Source organism: Thioalkalivibrio sp. ALE17 (assembly GCF_000425605.1).
Classification (GTDB): Bacteria; Pseudomonadota; Gammaproteobacteria; order Ectothiorhodospirales; family Ectothiorhodospiraceae; genus Thioalkalivibrio.
This window is the reverse complement of the sequence record NZ_AUDT01000001.1, coordinates 130,086-150,082: the sequence shown is the minus strand read 5'-3', so window position 1 is coordinate 150,082 and position 19,997 is coordinate 130,086. Positions and strand designations below refer to the sequence as shown.

Sequence of the window (19,997 nt, the reverse complement as noted above, 5' to 3'; positions counted from 1 at the left end):
GTCTATTGGTATAGACCAGTTGAAGGATTGCGCGTTCGGCACGGGGCGGTGTGGCAGGATGCCCGCTTGATCACTGCTCGAGGACCCGGGGTCGGTCCGATTGGGGACGGATCTGCTGTGCGCGTCGTAGAATGGCGCCATTTTTCACGCCGGCTCTGGTTAGCCGACGCGCGATCTGCGCCTCGAGACAGCGGGCATCAACGGGCCCGCGCTTGCGCCACGCTCGCGGCGACTATCCAGATCCGACAGTCCCCCAGGAAACACCGATCCATGTACAGGCTTGCATTCCTGCCCACCTTTTTCTTCGCCCCGGCGTGTTGCGGGGGGGCTTCATGACGGGAGGCCGGACCGACCGGCGGGTGACGTACCTGCTCCCCGGCCTGTGGGCGGCACCGGGGGCCACCGCGGGTGAGCCATCACGCCCGGTGCGGCGTCTGGCTCGCTGGCTGGGGCGCGCGCGGGCGACCGGCGATTCCGGGGCGGTGCCGGGCTGGGAGGCGGCGCTCGCCGAACGGCTGGGTTATCGCCCGCAGGGCGAGGGCGCACGGACCTGGCTGGCCCAGCCGGTCCAGCTGACGCCCGGGATGAAGGACCTGGTGGCCTCGGCGGTGGAGCCCGTGGCGGACGCCGAGCGCGAGGCGTTGTGGGCGACCGCGCAGCCGGAACTGGAGGCGGCCGGCGCCACCCTGGGCCTGGGCGAAGACGGCCTGTGGGAGCTGCAGATGGACGCCGAGGGCGAGGCCTCCGGCCCGCCGCCGTCTGTCGGGCTCGGTCGATCCATGGTGGCCCACTCGCTGCAGGGCGATGTCGCGCGGCGTCTCCAGGTCCTGGCGACCGGCTTGCAGATGGCGTGGTTCCAGCACCCCGTCAACCTGGAACGCGAGCGTGAGGGACGGGGTGCGGTGCATGGGCTGTGGCTATGGACGCCGGGCTTTGCCGGCGGAGCCAGCGACGTGGGCCGGGTCTGTGGCGGCGGGGCGATCGGCCGCTGGCTGGCACGGGGCGCCGGTATCGACTGGTGCCCGGATCCGGCCTGCACGCCGACGGAATCCGGCGACACGGTGGTCGTGGTCGACGCGCTGGGGGGGCCGCCGTCCCCCGAACGACGCCTGGAGCTTCTGGAATCGGTCGCCGATGACGTGGTCGCGCCCGGGGTGCGCGGCGTGTTCCGCGGGGAACTGCGTGCGCTGGAGTTCGTGGACCCGCAGTCCACCCACCCCGTACTGCGGCTCGACCGCCGCCAGGCGCTGGCCTTCTGGCGCCGCCCAAGGCGGCCCTGAAGCCGCGTGCCGGTGTTATACTGCGCGGCTTTTCTCGCCACCTGATGGAACGTGCCGTGCGCGCCACGACACCCGACGGAAACTGCCATGGAACTGAACGCGCTGTACTCCCGGATCGATGACCTGAAGGGCCGCCTGGACGCCCTTAGGGGGTATCTTTGACTACCCGGCCAAGGAAGAACGGCTGGAAGAAGTCCAGCGGGAGCTGGAGCAAAACCCCGACATCTGGAACGACCCGGAGCAGGCCCAGGCCCTGAACAAGGAGCGGGCCCAGCTCGAGGGTGTGGTCATCAACATCCGCGAGATCGGCACTCAGCTGGACGAGAGCCGGGACCTGCTGGAGATGGCCGAGGCGGATGACGACGAGGAGACGGCGGCGTCGGTCGAGACCGATGTCGACGCCCTGACCGCGCGCGTCGAGGGGCTCGAATTCCGCCGCATGTTCTCGGGCGACATGGACGAGGCCAACGCCTACCTCGACATCCAGGCCGGCTCCGGCGGCACCGAGGCCCAGGACTGGGCGAATATGCTGCTGCGTATGTACCTGCGCTGGGCCGAGCACAAGGGCTTCAAGGCCGAGGTCACCGAGCTCTCCGAGGGCGAGACGGCCGGGATCAAGAGTGCCACCGTGCACATCCAGGGCGAGTACGCCTTCGGCTGGCTGCGCACCGAGACCGGTGTGCACCGTCTGGTGCGCAAGTCGCCGTTCGATTCCGGCAACCGCCGGCATACCTCGTTCGCCTCCGTGTTCGCCTCGCCGGAGATCGACGAGAACTTCGAGATCGAGATCAACCCGGCCGACCTGCGGGTGGATACCTATCGGTCCTCCGGCGCCGGCGGGCAGCACGTGAACACGACCGATTCCGCGGTCCGCATCACGCACGTCCCGACCGGGGTGGTCACCGCCTGTCAGGCGGGGCGTTCGCAGCACAAGAACCGCGAGATGGCGATGAATCAGTTGCGCGCCAAGCTGTACGAACGCGAGCTGCAGGAGCGCAACGCCGAGAAGCAGGCGGTGGAGGACACCAAGTCCGACATCGGCTGGGGCAGCCAGATCCGCTCCTACGTGCTCGACCAGTCGCGGATCAAGGATCTGCGCACCGGCGTGGAGGTCGGCAACACCCAGGCCGTGCTCGACGGCGACCTGGACCAGTTCATTGAAGCCAGCCTGAAGAGCGGGCTGTAACGCTTTCTTTTACCGGGATTCCCGATGACCGAGATTACCGACGAGAACAAGCTGATCGCCCAGCGGCGCGCCAAGCTGAACGAGCTGCGCGAGGCCGGCCCGGCCTTCCCCAACGACTTCCGCCGCGATGCCCTGGCGGCCGATCTGCACGCCGCGCATGACGACACCGAAGGCGAGGCGCTGGAGGGGCAGGGGATCCGCGTGACTGTCGCCGGGCGCATGATCGGCAAGCGCGTGATGGGCAAGGCGAGCTTTGTCCGCCTGCGCGACCAGTCCGGGGACATCCAGCTGTTCGCCCAGCGCGACAGCCTGCCGGAGGGCGTCTACGCGGCCTTCAAGCACTGGGACCTGGGCGATATCGTCGGCGGGCAGGGTACGCTGTTCAAGACGAAGACCGGCGAGCTGACGGTCCAGCTGGACGAGCTGCGTCTGCTGACCAAGAGCCTGCGCCCGCTGCCGGAGAAGTTCCATGGCCTGACCGATCAGGAACAGCGCTATCGCCAGCGCTACGTGGACCTGATCACCAGCCCGGACAGCCGCGAGCTGTTCCGCACCCGCACCCGGATCGTGCGCTACATCCGCGAATACTTCGAGCGCGAGGACTTCATCGAGGTGGAGACCCCGATGATGCAGGTGATCCCGGGCGGCGCGACCGCGCGGCCGTTCGCCACGCACCACAATGCGCTGGACATGCCGCTGTACCTGCGCATCGCGCCGGAGCTGTACCTGAAGCGTCTGGTCGTCGGCGGCTTCGAGAAGGTCTTCGAGATCAACCGCAATTTCCGCAACGAGGGGCTGTCCACCCGGCACAACCCCGAGTTCACCATGCTGGAGTTCTACGAGGCGTTCGTGGACTACCATGCGCTGATGGACCGCACCGAGACGTTGCTGCGCGGGCTGTGCGAGGACGTGCTGGGCACGACCACCATCGAGTACCAGGGCGAGACCTACGATTTCGGCCAGCCGTTCACCCGCATGACGGTTCGCGAGGCGATCCTCGAGCACAATTCGGAGATCAGCAGCGAGGACCTCGCGGACATCGACAAGGTGCGCGCCCACTGCGAGCGTCTGGAGATCCCGATCAAGGCGAGCTTTGGGCTCGGCAAGCTGTGGACCGAGATCTTCGAATACACCGCCGAGAACAAGCTGCGCCACCCGACCTTCATCACCGCCTATCCGACCGAGGTCTCGCCGCTGGCGCGGCGCAACGACGACGACCCGTTCGTGACCGATCGCTTCGAGCTGTTCGTCGGCGGGCGCGAGATCGCCAACGGCTTCTCCGAGCTCAACGACCCCGAGGACCAGGCCGAACGCTTCCAGGCCCAGGTCGCGGAGAAGGACGCCGGCGACGACGAGGCGATGCACTACGACGCTGACTACATCCGCGCCCTGGAGTATGGCCTGCCGCCCACGGCGGGCGAGGGCATCGGCATCGACCGCCTGGTGATGCTGCTGACGAACAGCCCGTCGATCCGTGACGTGCTGCTGTTCCCGCACCTGCGCCCGGAGGCCTGATTCGGCACACCACGCCGTCGCGTGAACAATCCCCCGGTCGTCGTGTCCCATTTCTGCAATGGCAGATAACGGGAGGTACGGCATGCGAGAGGCAATGACACGAGGCTACGCCATCCGCACCGGTGCGCTGGTCGCGGGGCTGGCGCTGGTGGGCTCGGCCCTGGCCGGCGAAGTGGTCGAGGAAGGCATCTCGAGCGAGTACGAACAATTCGATCTCGTGCGGGTAGCCGGTGGTCTGGAGCATCCCTGGTCGGTAGCCTTCCTGCCGGACGGCGGCTATCTGGTGACCGAACGGACGGGTGCGCTGAAACAGGTGCGCGATGGCGAGGTGAGCTCGGTCGAGGGTGTGCCGGAGGTCGTGGCGCGCGGCCAGGGCGGCTTGCTGGATGTTGTGCTGCACCCGGACTTCGCGGCGAACCACCGGGTGTATTTCACCTATGTCACCGGGGATTCCGACCAGTCCTACACCGCGCTGGGGCGCGGGCGTCTGGAGGACGGGGCCCTGCACGAGGTGGAGGAGCTGTTCCGTCAGGACCGGGGCGGCAGCAATCCGGGCCACTTCGGTTCGCGGCTGGCCTGGCAGGCCGATGGCACCCTGTTGATGACGATCGGCGATCGTCGGCAGGAAGACCCGTCCCAGGACCTTTCTGCACATACCGGGTCCCTGCTGCGCCTGACCGAGGATGGCGAGGCCCCGGCGGACAACCCGTTTGTCGACCGCGATGATGCCCAGCCACACATCTTTGCCTATGGCCTGCGCAATTCGCAGGGTCTGGTGGTGGATCCGGCGGACGGCACGATCTGGCTGACGGACCACGGGCCCCGGGGTGGGGATGAACTGAACCGTATGGAAGCCGGGGGCAACTATGGCTGGCCGGTGGTGTCGCGGGGGCGCGACTATCGGTCCGAGGAACCCTTTGGCGAGGCGCGTCACGACGCGGACATGATCGACCCGGTCTACGAGTTCCTGCCGACGCTGGCGCCGTCCGGGCTGGCGATGGTGACCGCGGATCGCTTCGAGTCCTGGCAAGGCAATCTGCTGGCGGGTGGCCTGCGTGCCGAACGGATCCTGCGCATCGTGATCGAGGACGACGAAGTCGTGCACATGGAAGAGCTGCTGCACGGCAAGATCGGGCGCATTCGTGATGTCCGCGAGGGACCGGAGGGGCACATCTATGTGCTGACGGACCATTCGGATGGCGGGCTTTATCGCCTGGAATGAGCCCGATCCCGATCCCGAGCCCATGGCCGGCATTGGGGCCGCGAGTTCCGGGCCCGCACGGGCCTGCAAACAGGAGCCGGTCTTAGCGGCTTCGGCCCGAGGCGCCCCGACGTCAGTCGCCGGCTGGCTCCAGTAACAGGGCCGCCAGTGGCGGCAGATGCAGGTAGAGTGTCGCGGGGTGCCCGTGGCGTTCCACCGGCTCGGCATAGGCCTCCGCCGGGCCGCGCGAGCCCCCACCGTAGACCTCGGCGTCACTGTTCAGGGTGACCCGCCAGCGCCCGGCGTGGGGCGCGGGTACGGGGTAGGCCGGGCGCTCCACCGGCGTCAGGTTCAGCACCACCACGACCTGGCGGCCCTGGTGGTCGCGGCGCACGAAGCTCAGGGTGGAGTGCGCGGCATCGTCGCAGTCCAGCCAGTCGAAGCCGTCCGGTTCGAATTCCCGGGCGTGCAGGGCGGGGTCGGCGCGGTAGGCGCGGTTCAGATCCCGCACCAGGTTCTGCAGGCCCTGGTGCAGCGGGTACTGCAGCACGTACCAGTCGAGTTCGCGATCCTCCGACCATTCCGGGCCCTGGCCGAATTCCTGGCCCATGAACAGGAGTTTCTTGCCGGGGTAGAGCCACTGCCAGCTGTAGAGCAGGCGCAGGTTGGCGTGCTGTTCCCACTCGTTGCCCGGCATGCGTCCGCGCAGGCTGCGCTTCCCGTGTACCACCTCGTCGTGCGAGAACGGGAGGACGAAGTTCTCGCTATAGGCGTAGAGCTGGCCGAACGTGAGCTGGCCGTGGTGGTGCATGCGGTAGATCGGGTCCATCCCGAAGTAGGTCAGGGTGTCGTGCATCCACCCCATGTTCCACTTCATGGTGAAGCCCAGCCCGCCCATGGACGGCGGGCGGCTGACCCCCGGCCAGGCGGTGGATTCCTCGGCGATCATGGCGACGCCCGGATGACTGGTCTGGACCGTCTCGTTCAGGTGGCGCAGGAAGTCGATGGCCTCCAGGTTTTCGTTGCCGCCGTGGATGTTGGGCAGCCAGTCCTCGCCTTCGCGGTCGTAGTCGCGATAGAGCATGGAGGCGACGGCATCCACGCGCAGGCCGTCGAGGTGGAAGTCCTCGACCCAGCACAGGGCGCTGGAGAGCAGGAAGTTGCGGACCTCGGGGCGCGAGTAGTTGAAGATCAGGGTGCCCCAGCCGCGGTGCTCGCCGATGCGCGGGTCGGCGTGTTCGTACAGCGCGGTGCCATCGAACCGGGCCAGCGCGAACTCGTCGCGCGGGAAGTGGCCGGGGACCCAGTCGAGGATCACGCCAAGACCGGCCTGATGGGCCTGGTCGACGAAATGGCGAAAGTCGTCCGGCTGACCAAAGCGCGAGGTGGGGGCGAAGAAGCCGGTGCTCTGGTAGCCCCAGGATCCGTCGAACGGGTGCTCGGTGACCGGCAGCAATTCGAGATGGGTAAAGCCCATGTCGCGGGCGTAGGGCACCAGGCGCTCGGCCAGCTCGCGGTAGCTGGGCCAGTGGCCCTCGGGACTGCGCTGCCAGGAGCCCAGATGCACCTCGTAGATGCTCATTGGCCGATGCTTCCAGGCCTCCGGATCGCGGTTGCGCATCCAGTGCTCGTCATTCCAGGCATAGGTGCTGGCCTCCTGGATGCGGGCGGCGGTCTCGGGGCGAACCTGGTAGGCGCGGGCGTACGGGTCGGTCTTCAGGTGCAGGCTGCCGTGCTCGCGATTGCGGATCTCGAACTTGTACAGCGTTTCCGCGGTCATCCCCGGTATGAACAGCTCCCAGATGCCGCTGCCCGCGTGGACGGTCATTGGATGGCAGCGCCCGTCCCAGCGGTTGAAGTCGCCCACCACCGACACGCGTTCGGCGTTGGGCGCCCACACGGCGAAGCGCACGCCGTGGATGCCGTCGCGGGCCATCGGATGGGCGCCCAGCATGCGATGGGCATGCCAGTGGCGGCCCTCGGCGAACAGGTGGCGATCGAATTCGGGGATGTCCGGGGCAAAGCTCCAGGGGTCAATTGCCTGCAACGTGGATGTGCCACCCTCGGGCATCCAGTCCAGCTGCGGGTGCGCGGGGAGGGCGTCCACCGGCCCACGCCACAGGAACAGCCCGGGGAATCCCGAGGCGGCGTCCATGGGTATGTGGCGCCCGTCGCAAAGTGTGATGGAGGCCTCCGTTGCATGCGGTAGCCAGGCCCGATAACAGGTGGTTTGTTGATCCAGCGCATGGCGCCCCAGGACGCTGTGCGGATCATGGAGCCGGGCCTCGGCCAGGCGCGCTAACGGATCGGCGACGGAACGGGTGCATTTGTCGGGGGCTGTTGCCATACTCGGATCAAGCTCGCGTTTGGGTCGTGGAATAGTGCGGTTCAGGCCGGGTCGGCAGAACACGTGAGTACAACATACTAGGGAAACACTGATTAATGTACGCACTCGCGTTGGCACCCCAGGTTTTTCGAGGCAAGGCGCGTCGTGCAGCGGGTAGTGGTTCTACCCGCAATCGGCGCAACGCAGGATCGGGGAACCTGGGGTGCCAACCCCACAACCTATTGAGAGCAGGGGCTCGGCCGCTTTTGCGCGCGCACAGCGTTGCGGTTCCCTTGTGCAGAATGCTGCACGGCAGTCACCGCGCCTTGTTCGCACGCAAAAGCGACTCGAGCGCGAGTGAGTACATTAATCAGTGTTTCCCTGGAGAACACGAACGGATGTACGCGCGCTTGTCGGATACCGCGGTTCCACGAGGCGGGTCAGGGCACACACCGAGCCTTGTCCGCGGGTGGGAGCGAGGACCCAGCGAGCGGGTACATGCGGACGTGTTTGCCTCGACAAGGATGGGTGCATGAGTCCACAACCGCAACGTTACGTCAGCCGCCTGCCCCGGGAGACCCTTGCCCTGATCCTGGCCGGCGGACGCGGCTCGCGACTGAAACAACTGACGCTGTGGCGCGCCAAGCCGGCCGTGCCCTTCGGTGGCAAGTTCCGCATCATCGACTTCCCCCTGTCCAACTGCATCAATTCGGGTATCCGCCAGGTTGCGGTGATGACGCAGTACAAGGCGCACTCGCTGATCCAGCACATGCAGCGGGGCTGGAGCTTCCTGCGCGGGGAATTCGGCGAGTTCATCGAGCTGCTGCCGGCGCAGCAGCGCATCGAGACCTCCTGGTACGCGGGGACGGCCGACGCGGTCTACCAGAACATCGACATCATCCGGCAGCACAATCCGCGCTATGTGCTGATCCTGGCCGGCGACCACATCTACAAGATGGACTACGGCCAGATGATCGCCTTCCATGTGGAGAGCGGCGCGGACATGACCGTGGGCTGCCTGGAGGTGGAGCGGGAGCGGGCGAAGGCCTTCGGCGTGATGGGGGTGGATGCCTCCAGCCGCATTACTTCGTTTGCGGAAAAGCCGGAGGACCCGGCGCTGATCCCCGGCAGCAAGACCCACTCGCTGGCCTCTATGGGGATCTACGTGATCAACACCGAGTTCCTGTTCGACCAGCTGATCAAGGATGCGGACGACACCTTCTCCAGCCACGATTTCGGCAAGGACATCATCCCCGGCATCATCGAGCGAAACCAGGTGATGGCCTATCCGTTCCGTGACGAGCAGGGCGTGCGCCAGGGCTACTGGCGCGATGTAGGGACCATCGACTCCTACTGGCAGGCGAATCTGGAGCTGATCGGGGTGACGCCGGAGCTGAACCTGTACGACTCGGAGTGGCCGATCTGGACCTATCAGGAGCAGTTGCCGCCGGCCAAGTTCGTGTTCGACGACGAGGACCGCCGTGGCATGGCGATCGACTCGATGGTCTCCGGGGGCTGCATCATCTCCGGGAGCACCGTGCGCCACTCCCTGCTGTTTTCCAATGTGCAGGTCAACGCCTGTGCCACCGTGGAAGACTCGGTGATCCTGCCCAGTGTGACAGTCGGCGAGAACTGCGTGATCCGCAATGCGGTGATCGACAAGGGCTGCAAGATCCCGGACGGGACCGAGATCGGGGTGGACGACGAGGCCGATGCCCGCGACTACTTCGTCTCCCCGGGCGGGGTGCGCGTGGTGACGCCGGAGATGCTCGGACAGGCGACCCACCATGTCCGCTGAATCCGGCAGTACCACCGCGCTCGCCACCCAGCCGCCGCAGCTCGACGTGGTGCTGTGCTGGCATATGCACCAGCCGCAGTACTACGACTCCGGGGCCGGTGAATATGTCCTGCCATGGACCTACCTGCACGCGCTGAAGGACTACACCGACATGGCCGCGCACCTGGAGGCCTGTCCCCAGGCGCGCGCGGTGGTGAATTTCGCGCCGATCCTGCTGGAGCAGATCGCGGACTACGGCGAGCGGCTGGAGGCCGGGATCGGCAATCGCTCGAGCTTCGGCGACCCGGTGCTGGACCTGCTCCAGCTGGATATCGTCCCGGTGGATCCGGTGCAGCGGCGCGAGATCCTGCGCGTCTGCCTGCGCGCGCATGCCCCGCGCATGATCGAGCCGTTCCCGCTGTTCGAGCGCCTGGCGACCCTGGCCCGCCAGGCGCTGGAAGACGCCGTGCTGCTGGCGCATCTGGACAACCGCTTCTTCCAGGATCTGGCGACCTGCTATCACCTGGCCTGGCTGGGGGAGACCGTGCGCCGCGCCTATCCCGAGGTGCAGGGCTGGCTGAAGGCGGATCAGGGCTTCAACCGCGACGTGCGGGGCCGCCTGCTGAAGCTGATCCGCGACGAGGTCAAGGCGATCCTGCCGCGCTACCGCGAGCTGGCCGAGCAGGGGCGCGTGGAGCTCTCGTTCACCCCGTATGCCCATCCAATCATGCCGCTGCTGCTGGATCTGCAGTCGGCGCGCGAGGCGATGCCGGATGTCGAATTGCCGCAGGCGCCGGCGTACCCGGACGGAGAGGCCCGGGTGCGCTGGCATATCGAACGCGGCCTGGCGGTGTTCGAGCAGTACTTCGGCTTCCGGCCACGCGGCTGCTGGCCCTCGGAGGGCAGTCTCAGCGAGGCGACCGTGCGCCTGCTGGATGACTACGACATCTGCTGGACCGCCAGTGGCCAGACCGTCCTCGGCAACAGCCTGGCGGCGGCCGGGGAGACCGCCGAGTCGCATACCGGGTCGGCGGAGCAGGAGGGCTGGCTGCATCGCCCGTATTGCCTGCAGGGCGCCCGGACGGAGCTGTTCTTCCGCGACGACGGGCTTTCCGATGCGATCGGGTTTCGCTACGCCGACTGGCACGCCGACGACGCGGTCGGGGACTTCGTGCATCACCTCGAGAACATTGCCGCCGTCTCGCCCGACGGGGGCGTGGTGGCGGTCATCCTGGATGGCGAGAACGCCTGGGAGTACTACCCGGAGAACGGCTTCTACTTCCTGCGGGCGTTGTACGAGCGGTTGGCGGAGAATCCGCGGCTGAACCTGTGCACCTTCTCGGACGTCTGCCAGCGCACGGGTCCGCGGACGGATCGCGGCGAACTCACGGGCATGGTGGCGGGCTCCTGGGTCTACGGGACCTTTTCCACCTGGATTGGCGACCCGGACAAGAACCTTGGCTGGGACCGCCTGATCGAGGCCTGGACCGCCGTGGACCAGGCCATCGCGCGGCATCCGGCACTGGATACGCCGGAGCTGCGCAAGCAGCTCGCGGTATGCGAGGGATCCGACTGGTGCTGGTGGTTCGGGGAATACAACCCCGCGGGTTCCGTCAGCGACTTCGAACAGCTCTACCGTCGGCATCTGGCCCGCCTGTACCAGCTGGCGGATCTCGATGTGCCCGACTCGCTGGGCGAGGTCCTCTCGGTCGGGGGCGGTGATCCCGCGGCGGGCGGTACCATGCGCAAGGGCCAGTAACTGTGTGCCAAGTAACCATGTGCCCGGTAACCATGTACGAGGGGCCGTAGCGGATGGAGGCGGGCGAAGAACACTGCAACCCCCTGATGCAGCGCCGCCGCGCGGGGGTCCTCCTGCATCCCGTTTCATTGCCGGGCCTGGGTCCGGTCGGGACGCTGGGGGACGAGGCCTTTCGCTTCCTCGACTGGGCGCGGGATGCTGGCTTCAGCCTGTGGCAGATCCTGCCGCTGCACCCGCCGCAGGAGGATGGCTCGCCGTATGCCAGTATCTCCGCCTTTGCCGGCGATGTGCGCCTGATCGACCCGCAGCGCCTGGCGGCGCGCGCGGGCCTTGCGGACCCGACGCTGCCCGTCGACACACTGCTGGAACAGGCGCGGGAGCGGCTGGAGCAGGCCGGCGATGGCTGGGCGCAGGCCTACCAGGCCTTTCGGGATTCCCAGGGTCCGGTGTGGCTGGAGGACTTTGCCCGTTTCGTGGTGATCCGGGCCCGCGAAGACGGGCGTCCCTGGTGGGAATGGCCGGCCGCCTTGCGTGACCGCGATCCGGATGCCCTGGCGGCTGTGGAGGTCGATGCGGCCCGGGAGCTGGAGGCGGTACGCTTCGCCCAGTTTGTGCTGTTCGATCAGTGGCAGGACGTGCGCGAGCATGCCCGCGCACGGGACATCCTGATCCTGGGGGACATGCCGATCTTCGTGGCGCACGACTCGGCCGAGGTCTGGGCCCACCGCGACCTGTTCGATCTGGATGACACGGGGCACCCCCTGACCGTGGCCGGGGTGCCGCCGGACTACTTCTCCGAGACCGGGCAGCGCTGGGGCAACCCGCACTACCGCTGGGACCGCCTTGCCGAACGCGGCTACGACTGGTGGGTGGAGCGGATGCGCTGGACCCTGGAGACGGTGGACGCCGTGCGCATTGACCACTTCCGTGGCTTCGAGGCCAGCTGGGCGGTGCCGGCGAGCGAGCCGGATGCCACGCAGGGGCACTGGGTGCCGGGGCCGGGCGCGGACTTCTTCGAACAGCTGCAGGCCCGTCTCGGCGTGCTGCCGTTGCTGGCCGAGGACCTGGGCGTGATCACGCCGGAGGTGACCGCCCTGCGCCTGCGCTTCGATCTGCCGGGCATGCGCATCCTGCAGTTCGCCTTCGAGGGTGGGCCGGACAACCCGTACCTGCCGGCGAATCACGACGAACTGAGCGCGGTGTACACGGGTACCCACGACAACGACACCACGCTGGGCTGGTTCCGTTCCCTGGAGCCGTCCCTGCAGCAGCACGTGATCGCAACGCTGGATGAGGGCGGGGCCGAGGAGATGCCCTGGCCGCTGATCCGTGCGGCCTGCCGTTCGCCGGCACAGCTCGCGATCCTGCCGATGCAGGATGCCCTGCAACTGGGTTCGGAGGCGCGCACGAACATTCCCGGTACGGTGGACGAACGCAACTGGACCTGGCGCTTTGACTGGAGTCAGCTGCCCGAGGGACAGACCGAGGCGCTGCGCGCGCTGGCGCAGGAGACCCGCCGCCTGGAATGAGGGACCGTTCGGCCCGCGCGCCTCAGTGCAGGCATGGGCCCGACACAAGAAAGCCCGGCCCCTTGACGGGGACCGGGCTTTTTCATTGGGTCTACGGTGGCGCGATTAGCGCATCATGCCGCCGCCCTGGCCACCCTGTTGCTGCTGCATCTGCTGCTGCAGGCTCTGCATGCGCTGGATGACGTCGTCGATATCGGCGTTTTCCTGGCGCATGGCGGCCATCAGGTCTTCCCGCAGGGCTTCCTGGGCCTCCAGGATTTCTTCATCCTGCGCGACCGCCTGCTGGGCCTCCTGCAGGTTCATCTGCGCCTGCTGCACGTCTTCGGACTGGATGACTTCCTGGCGCTGTTCGGCGCTGAGGTCCGGATCGCGCAGGCGTTCCTCGGCGGACTCGAGGGTTTCCAGGTCCCGACGCGGCTGATAGCCGGCGGACTCCATCTTGTCCAGGACCAGGTTTTCCAGCTCTTCGCCCTTCTGTTCCAGCTGCGGATTGTTCTGGATAGCCTGCTGCTGGGTCTCGGCGAGCGTCTGCTGGAGCTGCTGCATCTCCATCTGCGGGTTGCCGCCCTGACCGCCCTGCATGCCCATGCCGCCCTGACCCTGCTGGCCCATGCCCTGCGCCATGGCGAGCGGGCTGGCCAGCGCAAGGGCGGCCGCGGCGATCAGTCCGGCGACGGACCGGGAACGAATCTTCATAGAGTCTCTCCTGCTTAAGTAGTAACGGTAGCCTAGACAAGCGCACTTAACCCCAGCTTAACAAGCGTGGCGCTTTCATGCCCGACAAGGGGGCGTCCAACCTGGCGAGTGGCACCTGGCGAAGACGATCCGCGGATGGAGGAGTTCCCCGGGGCCCCGTGGCGGGCGTATCCGTGTGATGCCCGTCGCGGTTTCGGGTTGATCAGGGCGGATCGCTGCGCGTGAACAGCGCTATGTCGCGCGCGGGCAGCGCGAGGGCGCAACCCAGCCGGTCGGCGATCCAGTGCAGGGTGTCGGGCCCGTAGAACGCGACGTGGGTGGGGTCGCGGCGATAGTGCCAGCGGCGGAAGCGGTCCGCCGCGGGCGGCCATTCGGTCATTACGCCAAGAACGCCGCCCGGGCGCAGGTGGGTGCGCAGCGTTTGCAGCGTGTCCAGGGGGTTGTGCAGGTGTTCCAGAACCTCGGTGCAGGTGATGATATCCCAGCCGGAGTCGGGTGCGTCGGGCCAGGTGGGTGCGAAGGCGGGGTCCCAGGTATCCATGGTGTAGCCGCGTGTCCGCAGCAGGGCCGCGAGAACGGGTTGGGGGCCGCAGCCCCAGTCGAGGCCGCGGGCAGGTGGCGGCAGGGCCTCGAGCAGCGGTTCGATCAGCCGCTGCAGATGCGCCTGGTAACCGGGATCATCCGGCCGATTCTCGTGGGTGCGGTAGTACCCGCGTTCCGTCTCTTGGTCGGGCCAGGACCCGGTGTCGAGGTGGATCAGGCGGCAGTGGTGGCAGCGGCGATAGTCACCGGGTGAGGGGTCGCCGAGACCGCGGTGATGGAACAGCCGGGTCGGCTGGCCGCACAACGGGCAGGCAGGCCGAGCGGAGCCGCTCAGCGGCGCAGGTAGCGGAACCACGAGGCGATATTCAGCAGGCTCATCAGGGATTGCGAGAGGTAGGTATAGGCGGCGGCCTTCAGGATGCGCTCCGCATGCGGGTAGTCGGGCGGGTGCAGGTAACGCCCGTCGCGCAGCATCGGCATGGCCCGGCGGAAGCTGGCGTCGAACTCCGTGGGGAGGGTGACCAGGTGGGCCAGCGTGGCGAGCCCCATGGAGAGGACTCCGGCCAGCAGGAACAGGAACGCGGGCGCGGGATGTCGGGCGAGCAGGGTGACAAAGGGAATGGCGACCAGCAGCCAGGCGCCGATCTGCTGTCCGTATCCCGCGACGCAGACCAGGTAGCTGCGCATGCGCAGCGGGGCGTAGCCCTCGGCATGCTGGATGGCGTGTCCGACCTCGTGGGCGGCCACGGTGACCGCCGTGAGGGAGTGGCCCTCGTGGTTTTCGGGCGACAGCCGTACGGTGCGGGCGTTGGGGTCGTAGTGATCTCCGTGCGTGGTGGTCTCCACCCGGACCTTGTGCAGCCCGTGACGGTCCAGCAGATCGCGGGCCAGTTCCGCGCCGGTGCCGTCGTAGCGGTCCCCCGGCTGGTGGTACTTCTTCATGACGTGACGTACCCAGAGGCCCGGGGCCCAGGCGAGGAACAACAGCAACGGCGCGAGCAGGATCAACAGTCGCATGCGGCTATATTGACCCAAATCCCGCCCTGGCGGAAAGGGTAAGCCGGTTCGGGATGACCGCGCGTGGCGGCAGGCCCCTCAGCCGGCCGTTCGCCCCGCTGGTTGCGTCAGTCCTCGGACTCGTCGTAGTCGCCCTTGTGTTTCGGGTTCGGGCGGGCGCGGCGGTCGCGCGAATAGTCCCGGTCGTCGGCGTTGCCCTCCGGCGCGGCCTCGATCATGCGCAGGTTGGCTGCGGGGGCCGACCCGTCCTTCTCCTGACCGAAGTAGATGGTCTGGTGCGGGAACGGGATCTCGATGCCGGCGGCGTCGAAGTGCTTCTTGACCAGGCGGTTGAACGCGCGGCCCAGGCCGAACTGGGTGCCCGGCAGCGTCTTGATGCGGATACGCACGTTGACCGAGCTGTCGGCCAGGGCGGTGACGCCGTGCACCTCCATTTCGTCGAGGATGTTCGGACCCTGGTCGGGGTCTTCCTTGAGTTCCTCGAAGGCCTCGCGCAGGCGCACGATGACCTCGTCGATGTCCTCGCGGTAGGCGACGCCGTACTCGCCCACGTGGTAGGCGAATTCACGCATGTAGTTGGACACCGCATCGACCGAGGAGAACGGGATCAGGTGGTAGGTCCCGGACAGGTCGCGCAGACCCAGCGAGCGGATGGTCAGGCGTTCGACCACGCCAGTCGTTCCGGCGACGGTGACTACGTCACCGACGTTGATGGCGTTCTCGAGCTGGATGAAGACCCCGGTGATCACGTCCTGGACCAGTTTCTGGGCACCGAAGCCGACGGCCAGGCCGAGGACGCCCGCGCCGGCCAGCAGCGGCCCGATGTTCACGCCGATCTCGGCCAGCACGATCATGGTGGTCATCACGATCAGCACGATGGCGACCGCATTGCGGAAGATGGTCAGCAGCGTGGCCTCGCGGGCCGTCGGACCGCCGTCGCCGGTGTTGGGGTTCATGCGGTGTTCGATCCAGCTGGCGAATACCAGCCAGATGGCGAGCACGCCCAGCAGGATCAGGGCGACCGAGATCGCGGTGCCCAGTACCGCCATGCCGATGTCGGAGGCGAGCCAGGTGGTCAGGCTGAAGGCGCCCCAGGCATCCGCGATCACCGCCAGCACGATCAGCAGGATCACCAGGCGCATGACCTTCAGCGCCTTCGGGATGTACGAGTTCAGGCGCAGTTCCAGCGACGGGAACTTCTCCCGGGTCTCGTCGGGCACGCGGATCTGCCGGCCGATCAGCTGCGTCAGCAGGTTGGCGACGAACACGCCCGCGAAGGCCGCGAGCAAGGTCTGACCGGTGGCCTTGGCCATGAAGGGCAGGGCGTCTTCCGGGCGCGTGACGCTGACCACGGCCAGCGCCAGGAAATAGAGCAGTGCGATCCAGTGCCAGAAATTCGCCAGCAGCGAGATCACGATCCGGGTGAAGGCGAACTCGGCCCGGTTGGCCATCGCGATCAGGCGGTCATGCACCCGGCTGCGGTTCTGCAGGATGATCACGGCGGCGTACAGGAACGCCGTCAGCATCACGATCAGCCCCAGCGAGCGCCCCGCCTCGGAGGAGATCTGGTTGTTGGCGATTGGCACCAGCAGCAGGAGGCCGTAGCCAATGTAGCCCACGATGCGCGCCAGCCAGGCGTTCCAGTAGGCGGCCTCGTCCCCGGCCATCGGCAGCAGGCGCAGACCGTGGTAGCGGGTGGCGAAGATCAGGCGCAGCGCCGCCTTGGTCACCTCGATCAGCAGGAAGGCGTTCAGGAACAGCGAGTGGCGCGTGTTCATCTCGCCCGACTCGCCCAGTACGAACAGCGCGAGGGCATAGCCGGCCAGCCAGGCGAGGATGACGATCAGGAAGTCGATCGCGGCGGCGAGGACGACGGCGGGCAGTGCCCGCATCAGGCGCATGTGCTCCGCGGCATTCAGGGCCCAGCGGTCGATGCCGGTAAACAACGGGGCACCCAGGCGGCGCAGGATCAGGAACACCACCACGGTGAATACAATGATGATCGCCAGATCGAGCACGGCCATCCCGAAAACCTTCGGTTCGATTGCACGGACCTGTTCGGCGATGTCCGCGGCGATGTCGTTGAGGGCCCGGATCTCGGCCACGGTGCCCTCGGCCAGCGACTGGGTCAGCTGGGCAATCTGGCGCGCCACCGATTCGCTCTCGCCGGTGTCCACCGGGACGGCATCTTCGGCCGTCTCGCTCTCGCTGGCGCCGCTGTCGGCGCGCAAGGCTTCCAGCAGGCGTTCGCGTGCCTCCTCGTTTTCCAGCGCGTCGATTAGCGTCTGCCGCAGGTCATTGCCGGAATCCGTCGCGCCGGCATCCTGGGCAGAGACGGCCCCCAGCGGCACGGAGAACAGCAGGGCGGCGAGGACGAGCAGGCGGGAGAAGAAGCGAAACGGCGAGCGCTGGTGGGTCACGGCAAACCTCAATGTTCGGGGGGCATCCATGGGAGCCGCGCTCATGGCGTCCATGTCGATGGACCTATTGAACGGCGGTTCGCCCGTGCGGATAGTGCGAGCAGTCTAAAGGCTGGAAGTTCCCCGCCACAATGCGGGCCGGGGGTGCGTCCGGGGATGGCCGCCGCCCCTGGCGGAGCCTTGCCATGATGGGGGAAAGCACGCTCATCGCGAGCGCCAAAGGCGCGGGGCGATCTCCGTGCCCGACCTCGGCGTCGGCCGGGCACAAGGCTTACTCCAGCAGCATCGGGTCCAGCCAGGCGATCCCGAGCTGGGCCATCTGCTGCTCCACCCAGGCGATACGGCGGTCCAGTTGCGGGCCCGGCTGGACCGGGTTCATGCGCCCGGGGCTGGGGAGGATGGCGGCCAGGCGCGCGGACTGGTGACGGTCCAGTTCGGTGGCGGAGACACCGAAGTAATGCTGGGCGGCGTTCTCGATGCCGTAGATGCCGGGGCCCCATTCCGCCAGGTTCAGGTAGATCTCGAGGATGCGGCGTTTCGGCCACAGGGTCTCCATCCCCAGCGTGAACCCGGCCTCCAGCGACTTGCGCACCCAGGACCGGCCGTGCCACAGGAACAGATTCTTGGCGGTCTGCTGGCTGATGGTGCTGGCGCCGCGCAGTCGCCCGCCGCGCACATGATCGCCCAGCGCCTGGCGCACCGAGCCCCAGTCAAAGCCGCGATGGTTGGGAAAATGCTGGTCCTCCGCGGCGATCACCGCCAGCATCAGGTGGCGGGGCAGGTCATCCAGACGCTGCCAGTCCGGGCGCCGGTTGGAGGCGGTCTGCCAGTCGGTGGCCACCACCATGGCCATGCCGTAGGGCGGGTCGACGCGAGCGAACAGCACGACCAGCGCGAACATAACCCCGATGCCCAGCGCCAGCAGGAATGCGGTCAGCCCGGCCACCCAGAGGAGCAGGCGGCGCAGCGGGCGGCGCTTGCGGCGGGCCGCCATTACCGTACCCCTGCCGCGCGCGGCGCACCGGCGAAGTCGATGTTGCGGATGCGGGTCTCCATGAGGCGCAAGGATAACGCTTGCGCGTGCCGGCCGGGGCGGTTTTCGCGATGCGATCCGGTCGTGTCGGCCCGCTGCCGGTCGAACTGTTTGCCCGTTTCGTGGCCCAATGGCGGAGGGGCTGCCCGACCGACCCCGAAATCCGCCTCGACAACCCGACCGTACGCGAAGGAGAGAGCCATGGACGTATTGCCCTATCGCTATGTGACCCCGAGCGGCGAGGCCGTGTCCTTCGAGTTTCGTCTGCACCCCGAGACGGGTTCGGCGGTGCGGGTGCAGCAGTTGCTGGACCGGTTGACCGATACCCTGGATAACGAGATCGGGGTGCTGGGGGACACCTGCAACGGGGATGTGCTGCAGGCCCTGGCGATGGCCCTGGCGGTGCGTACCGAGATGATCCCGGCCGACCCCGAGATGACCCAGGGACTCGCGCGCGATGTGGTGGAGCGCGCGTTGAAATCGCTGGGCGAGGCGCAGCACCAGCAGACCGGGCCGGTGGGACATGCCTGACCCGGCCGCGAACCGACCGCCAAAGGCCCCCGGACGCCCGATCGTGTTCTTCGATGGCGGCTGCCCGCTGTGCCGTCGCGAGATCGGCCACTACCAGCGCCTGGATACCGCTGCCGCGGTCGACTGGCGCGACATCCACGCCGATGCGGCGCCGCTCGCCGCCTGGGGCATCACCTGGGACCAGGCCATGCAGCGCATGCATGCCGTCAGTCCCGAGGGCCGCATTCGCAGTGGCGCGTGGGCCTTCGTGCTGGTCTGGCGGCATCTGCCGTATTACCGCTGGCTCGGCGGCGTGCTGCATCGCCTACCGCCGGTCGTCTGGCTGATGGACCGCGTCTACAACGTGATCGCCCGCTATCGCTGGCGGTCCCGCTGCGACGACGGGGTCTGCCGCCCGGGGGGATAACGGCCGCCGTGGCGCATGCCAAGCCTCATCTGCCGCAAAAGACCTGCGCCGTGTGCGGTCGGCCGTTTGCCTGGCGCAGAAAGTGGGCGCGCTGCTGGGACGAGGTGCGCTACTGTTCCGACGCCTGCCGGCGTCGTCGTACGAGGCAAACGGCGTCATGAAACGCTCTGTATTCCCGGGGGTCTGGGCCGTGATCGTGCTGGTACTCGCTGTGCCGCTGGCGGCGGACGATCTGGCCGAAGAACGTGTGATCGTGGCGCAGTTGCAGGAGCCGCAGCGCATCCTGCTGATGCGTCATGCCCTGGCGCCGGGGATTGGCGACCCATCGGGCTTTGATGTCGACGACTGCGCCACGCAGCGCAATCTCTCCGAGGAGGGCCGCGCGCAGGCCCGCGAGACCGGCGAACGCCTGCGGGCCGCCGGGCTGGATGCGATCCGGGTATTCGCGGGTCCCTGGTGTCGCAATTTCGATACCGCGGAGCTGCTGGGCTATGGCGAACCGGTGGTCCTGGAGGCCCTGGGATCGGTGTTTCGCACCAACGCCCCGCACCGTGAGCGGCGCATGCGGGCGTGGCGCGAACACCTGGCGGAGGAATACCGGCAGGCGCAGGGACCTGCGGTCTACGTGACCCACCGGGCCAACATCATGGAGCTCAGCGGGCGCAGCATCGGGGCCGGGGCGATGCTCGTCGTCGAGATCGACGCCGATGGCAGTGCCCGTCCGGTGGGACAATAGGCGGGCGTCCTGAGCGGGGCGCCGGTCCTTCCAGCATTCGGA

18 protein-coding genes are annotated in these 19,997 nt (G+C 67.6%); 11 read left to right on the top strand and 7 right to left on the bottom strand.

Translation table 11 applies throughout. The features are described 5' to 3' along the window. Window positions 1–359 precede the first annotated feature (359 nt). From H609_RS0100705 to H609_RS0100690, 4 genes are all read left to right on the top strand, one after another. Window positions 360–1,280: a hypothetical protein gene (locus tag H609_RS0100705; RefSeq protein ID WP_028484045.1), complete on the top strand. Its 921-nt coding sequence runs from the start codon at window positions 360–362 to the stop codon at window positions 1,278–1,280. An 87-nt stretch (window positions 1,281–1,367) separates the two neighbouring features. Beyond that, a protein-coding gene (prfB, locus tag H609_RS0100700) for a peptide chain release factor 2 (protein WP_155984731.1) occupies window positions 1,368–2,466 on the top strand; the annotation gives its coding sequence in 2 pieces (ribosomal slippage) (window positions 1,368–1,439 and window positions 1,441–2,466; 1,098 coding nt in all). Between the two features lie 24 nt (window positions 2,467–2,490). Beyond that, a complete protein-coding gene (gene lysS, locus H609_RS0100695) occupies window positions 2,491–3,981 on the top strand; it encodes a lysine--tRNA ligase (protein WP_018877533.1) in 1,491 nt (496 codons plus the stop codon). 94 nt (window positions 3,982–4,075) lie between these two features. Then, window positions 4,076–5,203: a PQQ-dependent sugar dehydrogenase gene (locus tag H609_RS0100690; protein WP_017942141.1), complete on the top strand. Its 1,128-nt coding sequence runs from the start codon at window positions 4,076–4,078 to the stop codon at window positions 5,201–5,203. 112 nt (window positions 5,204–5,315) lie between these two features. On the opposite strand, the gene glgB is transcribed toward H609_RS0100690, so the two are convergent. Next, window positions 5,316–7,529 (bottom strand): 1,4-alpha-glucan branching protein GlgB, encoded by a 2,214-nt coding sequence (gene glgB / locus H609_RS0100685; RefSeq protein ID WP_081619271.1) that lies wholly within the window; start codon window positions 7,527–7,529, stop codon window positions 5,316–5,318. A 511-nt stretch (window positions 7,530–8,040) separates the two neighbouring features. Here glgB and glgC point away from each other — a divergent pair. The 3 genes from glgC to malQ are packed head-to-tail and all read left to right on the top strand — an operon-like array spanning window position 8,041 to window position 12,573. Further along, window positions 8,041–9,306 (top strand): glucose-1-phosphate adenylyltransferase, encoded by a 1,266-nt coding sequence (gene glgC / locus H609_RS0100680; protein ID WP_028484044.1) that lies wholly within the window; start codon window positions 8,041–8,043, stop codon window positions 9,304–9,306. Then, the gene (locus H609_RS0100675) at window positions 9,296–11,044 is read left to right on the top strand and encodes a glycoside hydrolase family 57 protein (protein WP_028484043.1); all 1,749 of its coding nucleotides are present in this window, start codon (window positions 9,296–9,298) and stop codon (window positions 11,042–11,044) included. Before glgC ends, H609_RS0100675 begins: the two co-directional genes overlap by 11 nt. A gap of 53 nt (window positions 11,045–11,097) precedes the next feature. After that, on the top strand, window positions 11,098–12,573 hold the full coding sequence (gene malQ / locus H609_RS0100670) for a 4-alpha-glucanotransferase (RefSeq protein ID WP_028484042.1): 1,476 nt from the start codon (window positions 11,098–11,100) through the stop codon (window positions 12,571–12,573). A 105-nt stretch (window positions 12,574–12,678) separates the two neighbouring features. Here the strand turns inward: malQ and H609_RS0100665 are convergent, their stop codons facing one another. The 6 genes from H609_RS0100665 to H609_RS0100640 all read right to left on the bottom strand — a co-directional run bounded on the left by H609_RS0100665 (window position 12,679) and on the right by H609_RS0100640 (window position 18,485). Further along, window positions 12,679–13,269, bottom strand: coding sequence for a hypothetical protein (locus H609_RS0100665; protein WP_018867082.1), 591 nt, complete (start codon window positions 13,267–13,269; stop codon window positions 12,679–12,681). A 202-nt stretch (window positions 13,270–13,471) separates the two neighbouring features. Then, window positions 13,472–14,116: a class I SAM-dependent methyltransferase gene (locus H609_RS0100660; RefSeq protein ID WP_028484041.1), complete on the bottom strand. Its 645-nt coding sequence runs from the start codon at window positions 14,114–14,116 to the stop codon at window positions 13,472–13,474. Between the two features lie 26 nt (window positions 14,117–14,142). Next, window positions 14,143–14,829 (bottom strand): zinc metallopeptidase, encoded by a 687-nt coding sequence (locus tag H609_RS0100655; RefSeq protein WP_018867080.1) that lies wholly within the window; start codon window positions 14,827–14,829, stop codon window positions 14,143–14,145. Window positions 14,830–14,936: 107 nt separating this feature from the next. Further along, window positions 14,937–17,249: a mechanosensitive ion channel domain-containing protein gene (locus H609_RS0100650; protein WP_028484040.1), complete on the bottom strand. Its 2,313-nt coding sequence runs from the start codon at window positions 17,247–17,249 to the stop codon at window positions 14,937–14,939. 271 nt (window positions 17,250–17,520) lie between these two features. After that, window positions 17,521–18,243, bottom strand: a complete 723-nt coding sequence (gene mtgA / locus H609_RS0100645) for a monofunctional biosynthetic peptidoglycan transglycosylase (RefSeq protein WP_018867078.1) — start codon at window positions 18,241–18,243, stop codon at window positions 17,521–17,523. Next, on the bottom strand, window positions 18,243–18,485 hold the full coding sequence (locus H609_RS0100640; protein ID WP_028484039.1) for a hypothetical protein: 243 nt from the start codon (window positions 18,483–18,485) through the stop codon (window positions 18,243–18,245). The genes mtgA and H609_RS0100640 overlap by 1 nt, the downstream gene beginning before the upstream one ends. Between H609_RS0100640 and H609_RS0100635 the strand changes: the two genes are divergently transcribed. The 4 genes from H609_RS0100635 to H609_RS0100625 are packed head-to-tail and all read left to right on the top strand — an operon-like array spanning window position 18,484 to window position 19,955. Beyond that, complete coding sequence (locus tag H609_RS0100635; protein WP_018867076.1) at window positions 18,484–18,813, top strand: hypothetical protein; 330 nt, start codon at window positions 18,484–18,486, stop codon at window positions 18,811–18,813. The genes H609_RS0100640 and H609_RS0100635 overlap by 2 nt on opposite strands. Next, the gene (locus tag H609_RS0100630; RefSeq protein WP_038032689.1) at window positions 18,806–19,219 is read left to right on the top strand and encodes a thiol-disulfide oxidoreductase DCC family protein; all 414 of its coding nucleotides are present in this window, start codon (window positions 18,806–18,808) and stop codon (window positions 19,217–19,219) included. The genes H609_RS0100635 and H609_RS0100630 overlap by 8 nt, the downstream gene beginning before the upstream one ends. Before the next feature lie 8 nt (window positions 19,220–19,227). After that, entirely contained in the window at window positions 19,228–19,380 is a 153-nt protein-coding gene (locus tag H609_RS13540; protein ID WP_081618676.1) for a DUF2256 domain-containing protein, read from the top strand. Then, window positions 19,377–19,955 carry a histidine phosphatase family protein gene (locus H609_RS0100625; protein WP_028484038.1) on the top strand — a complete coding sequence of 193 codons (579 nt, stop codon included), beginning with the start codon at window positions 19,377–19,379 and terminating at the stop codon, window positions 19,953–19,955. The genes H609_RS13540 and H609_RS0100625 overlap by 4 nt, the downstream gene beginning before the upstream one ends. Window positions 19,956–19,997 lie beyond the last annotated feature (42 nt).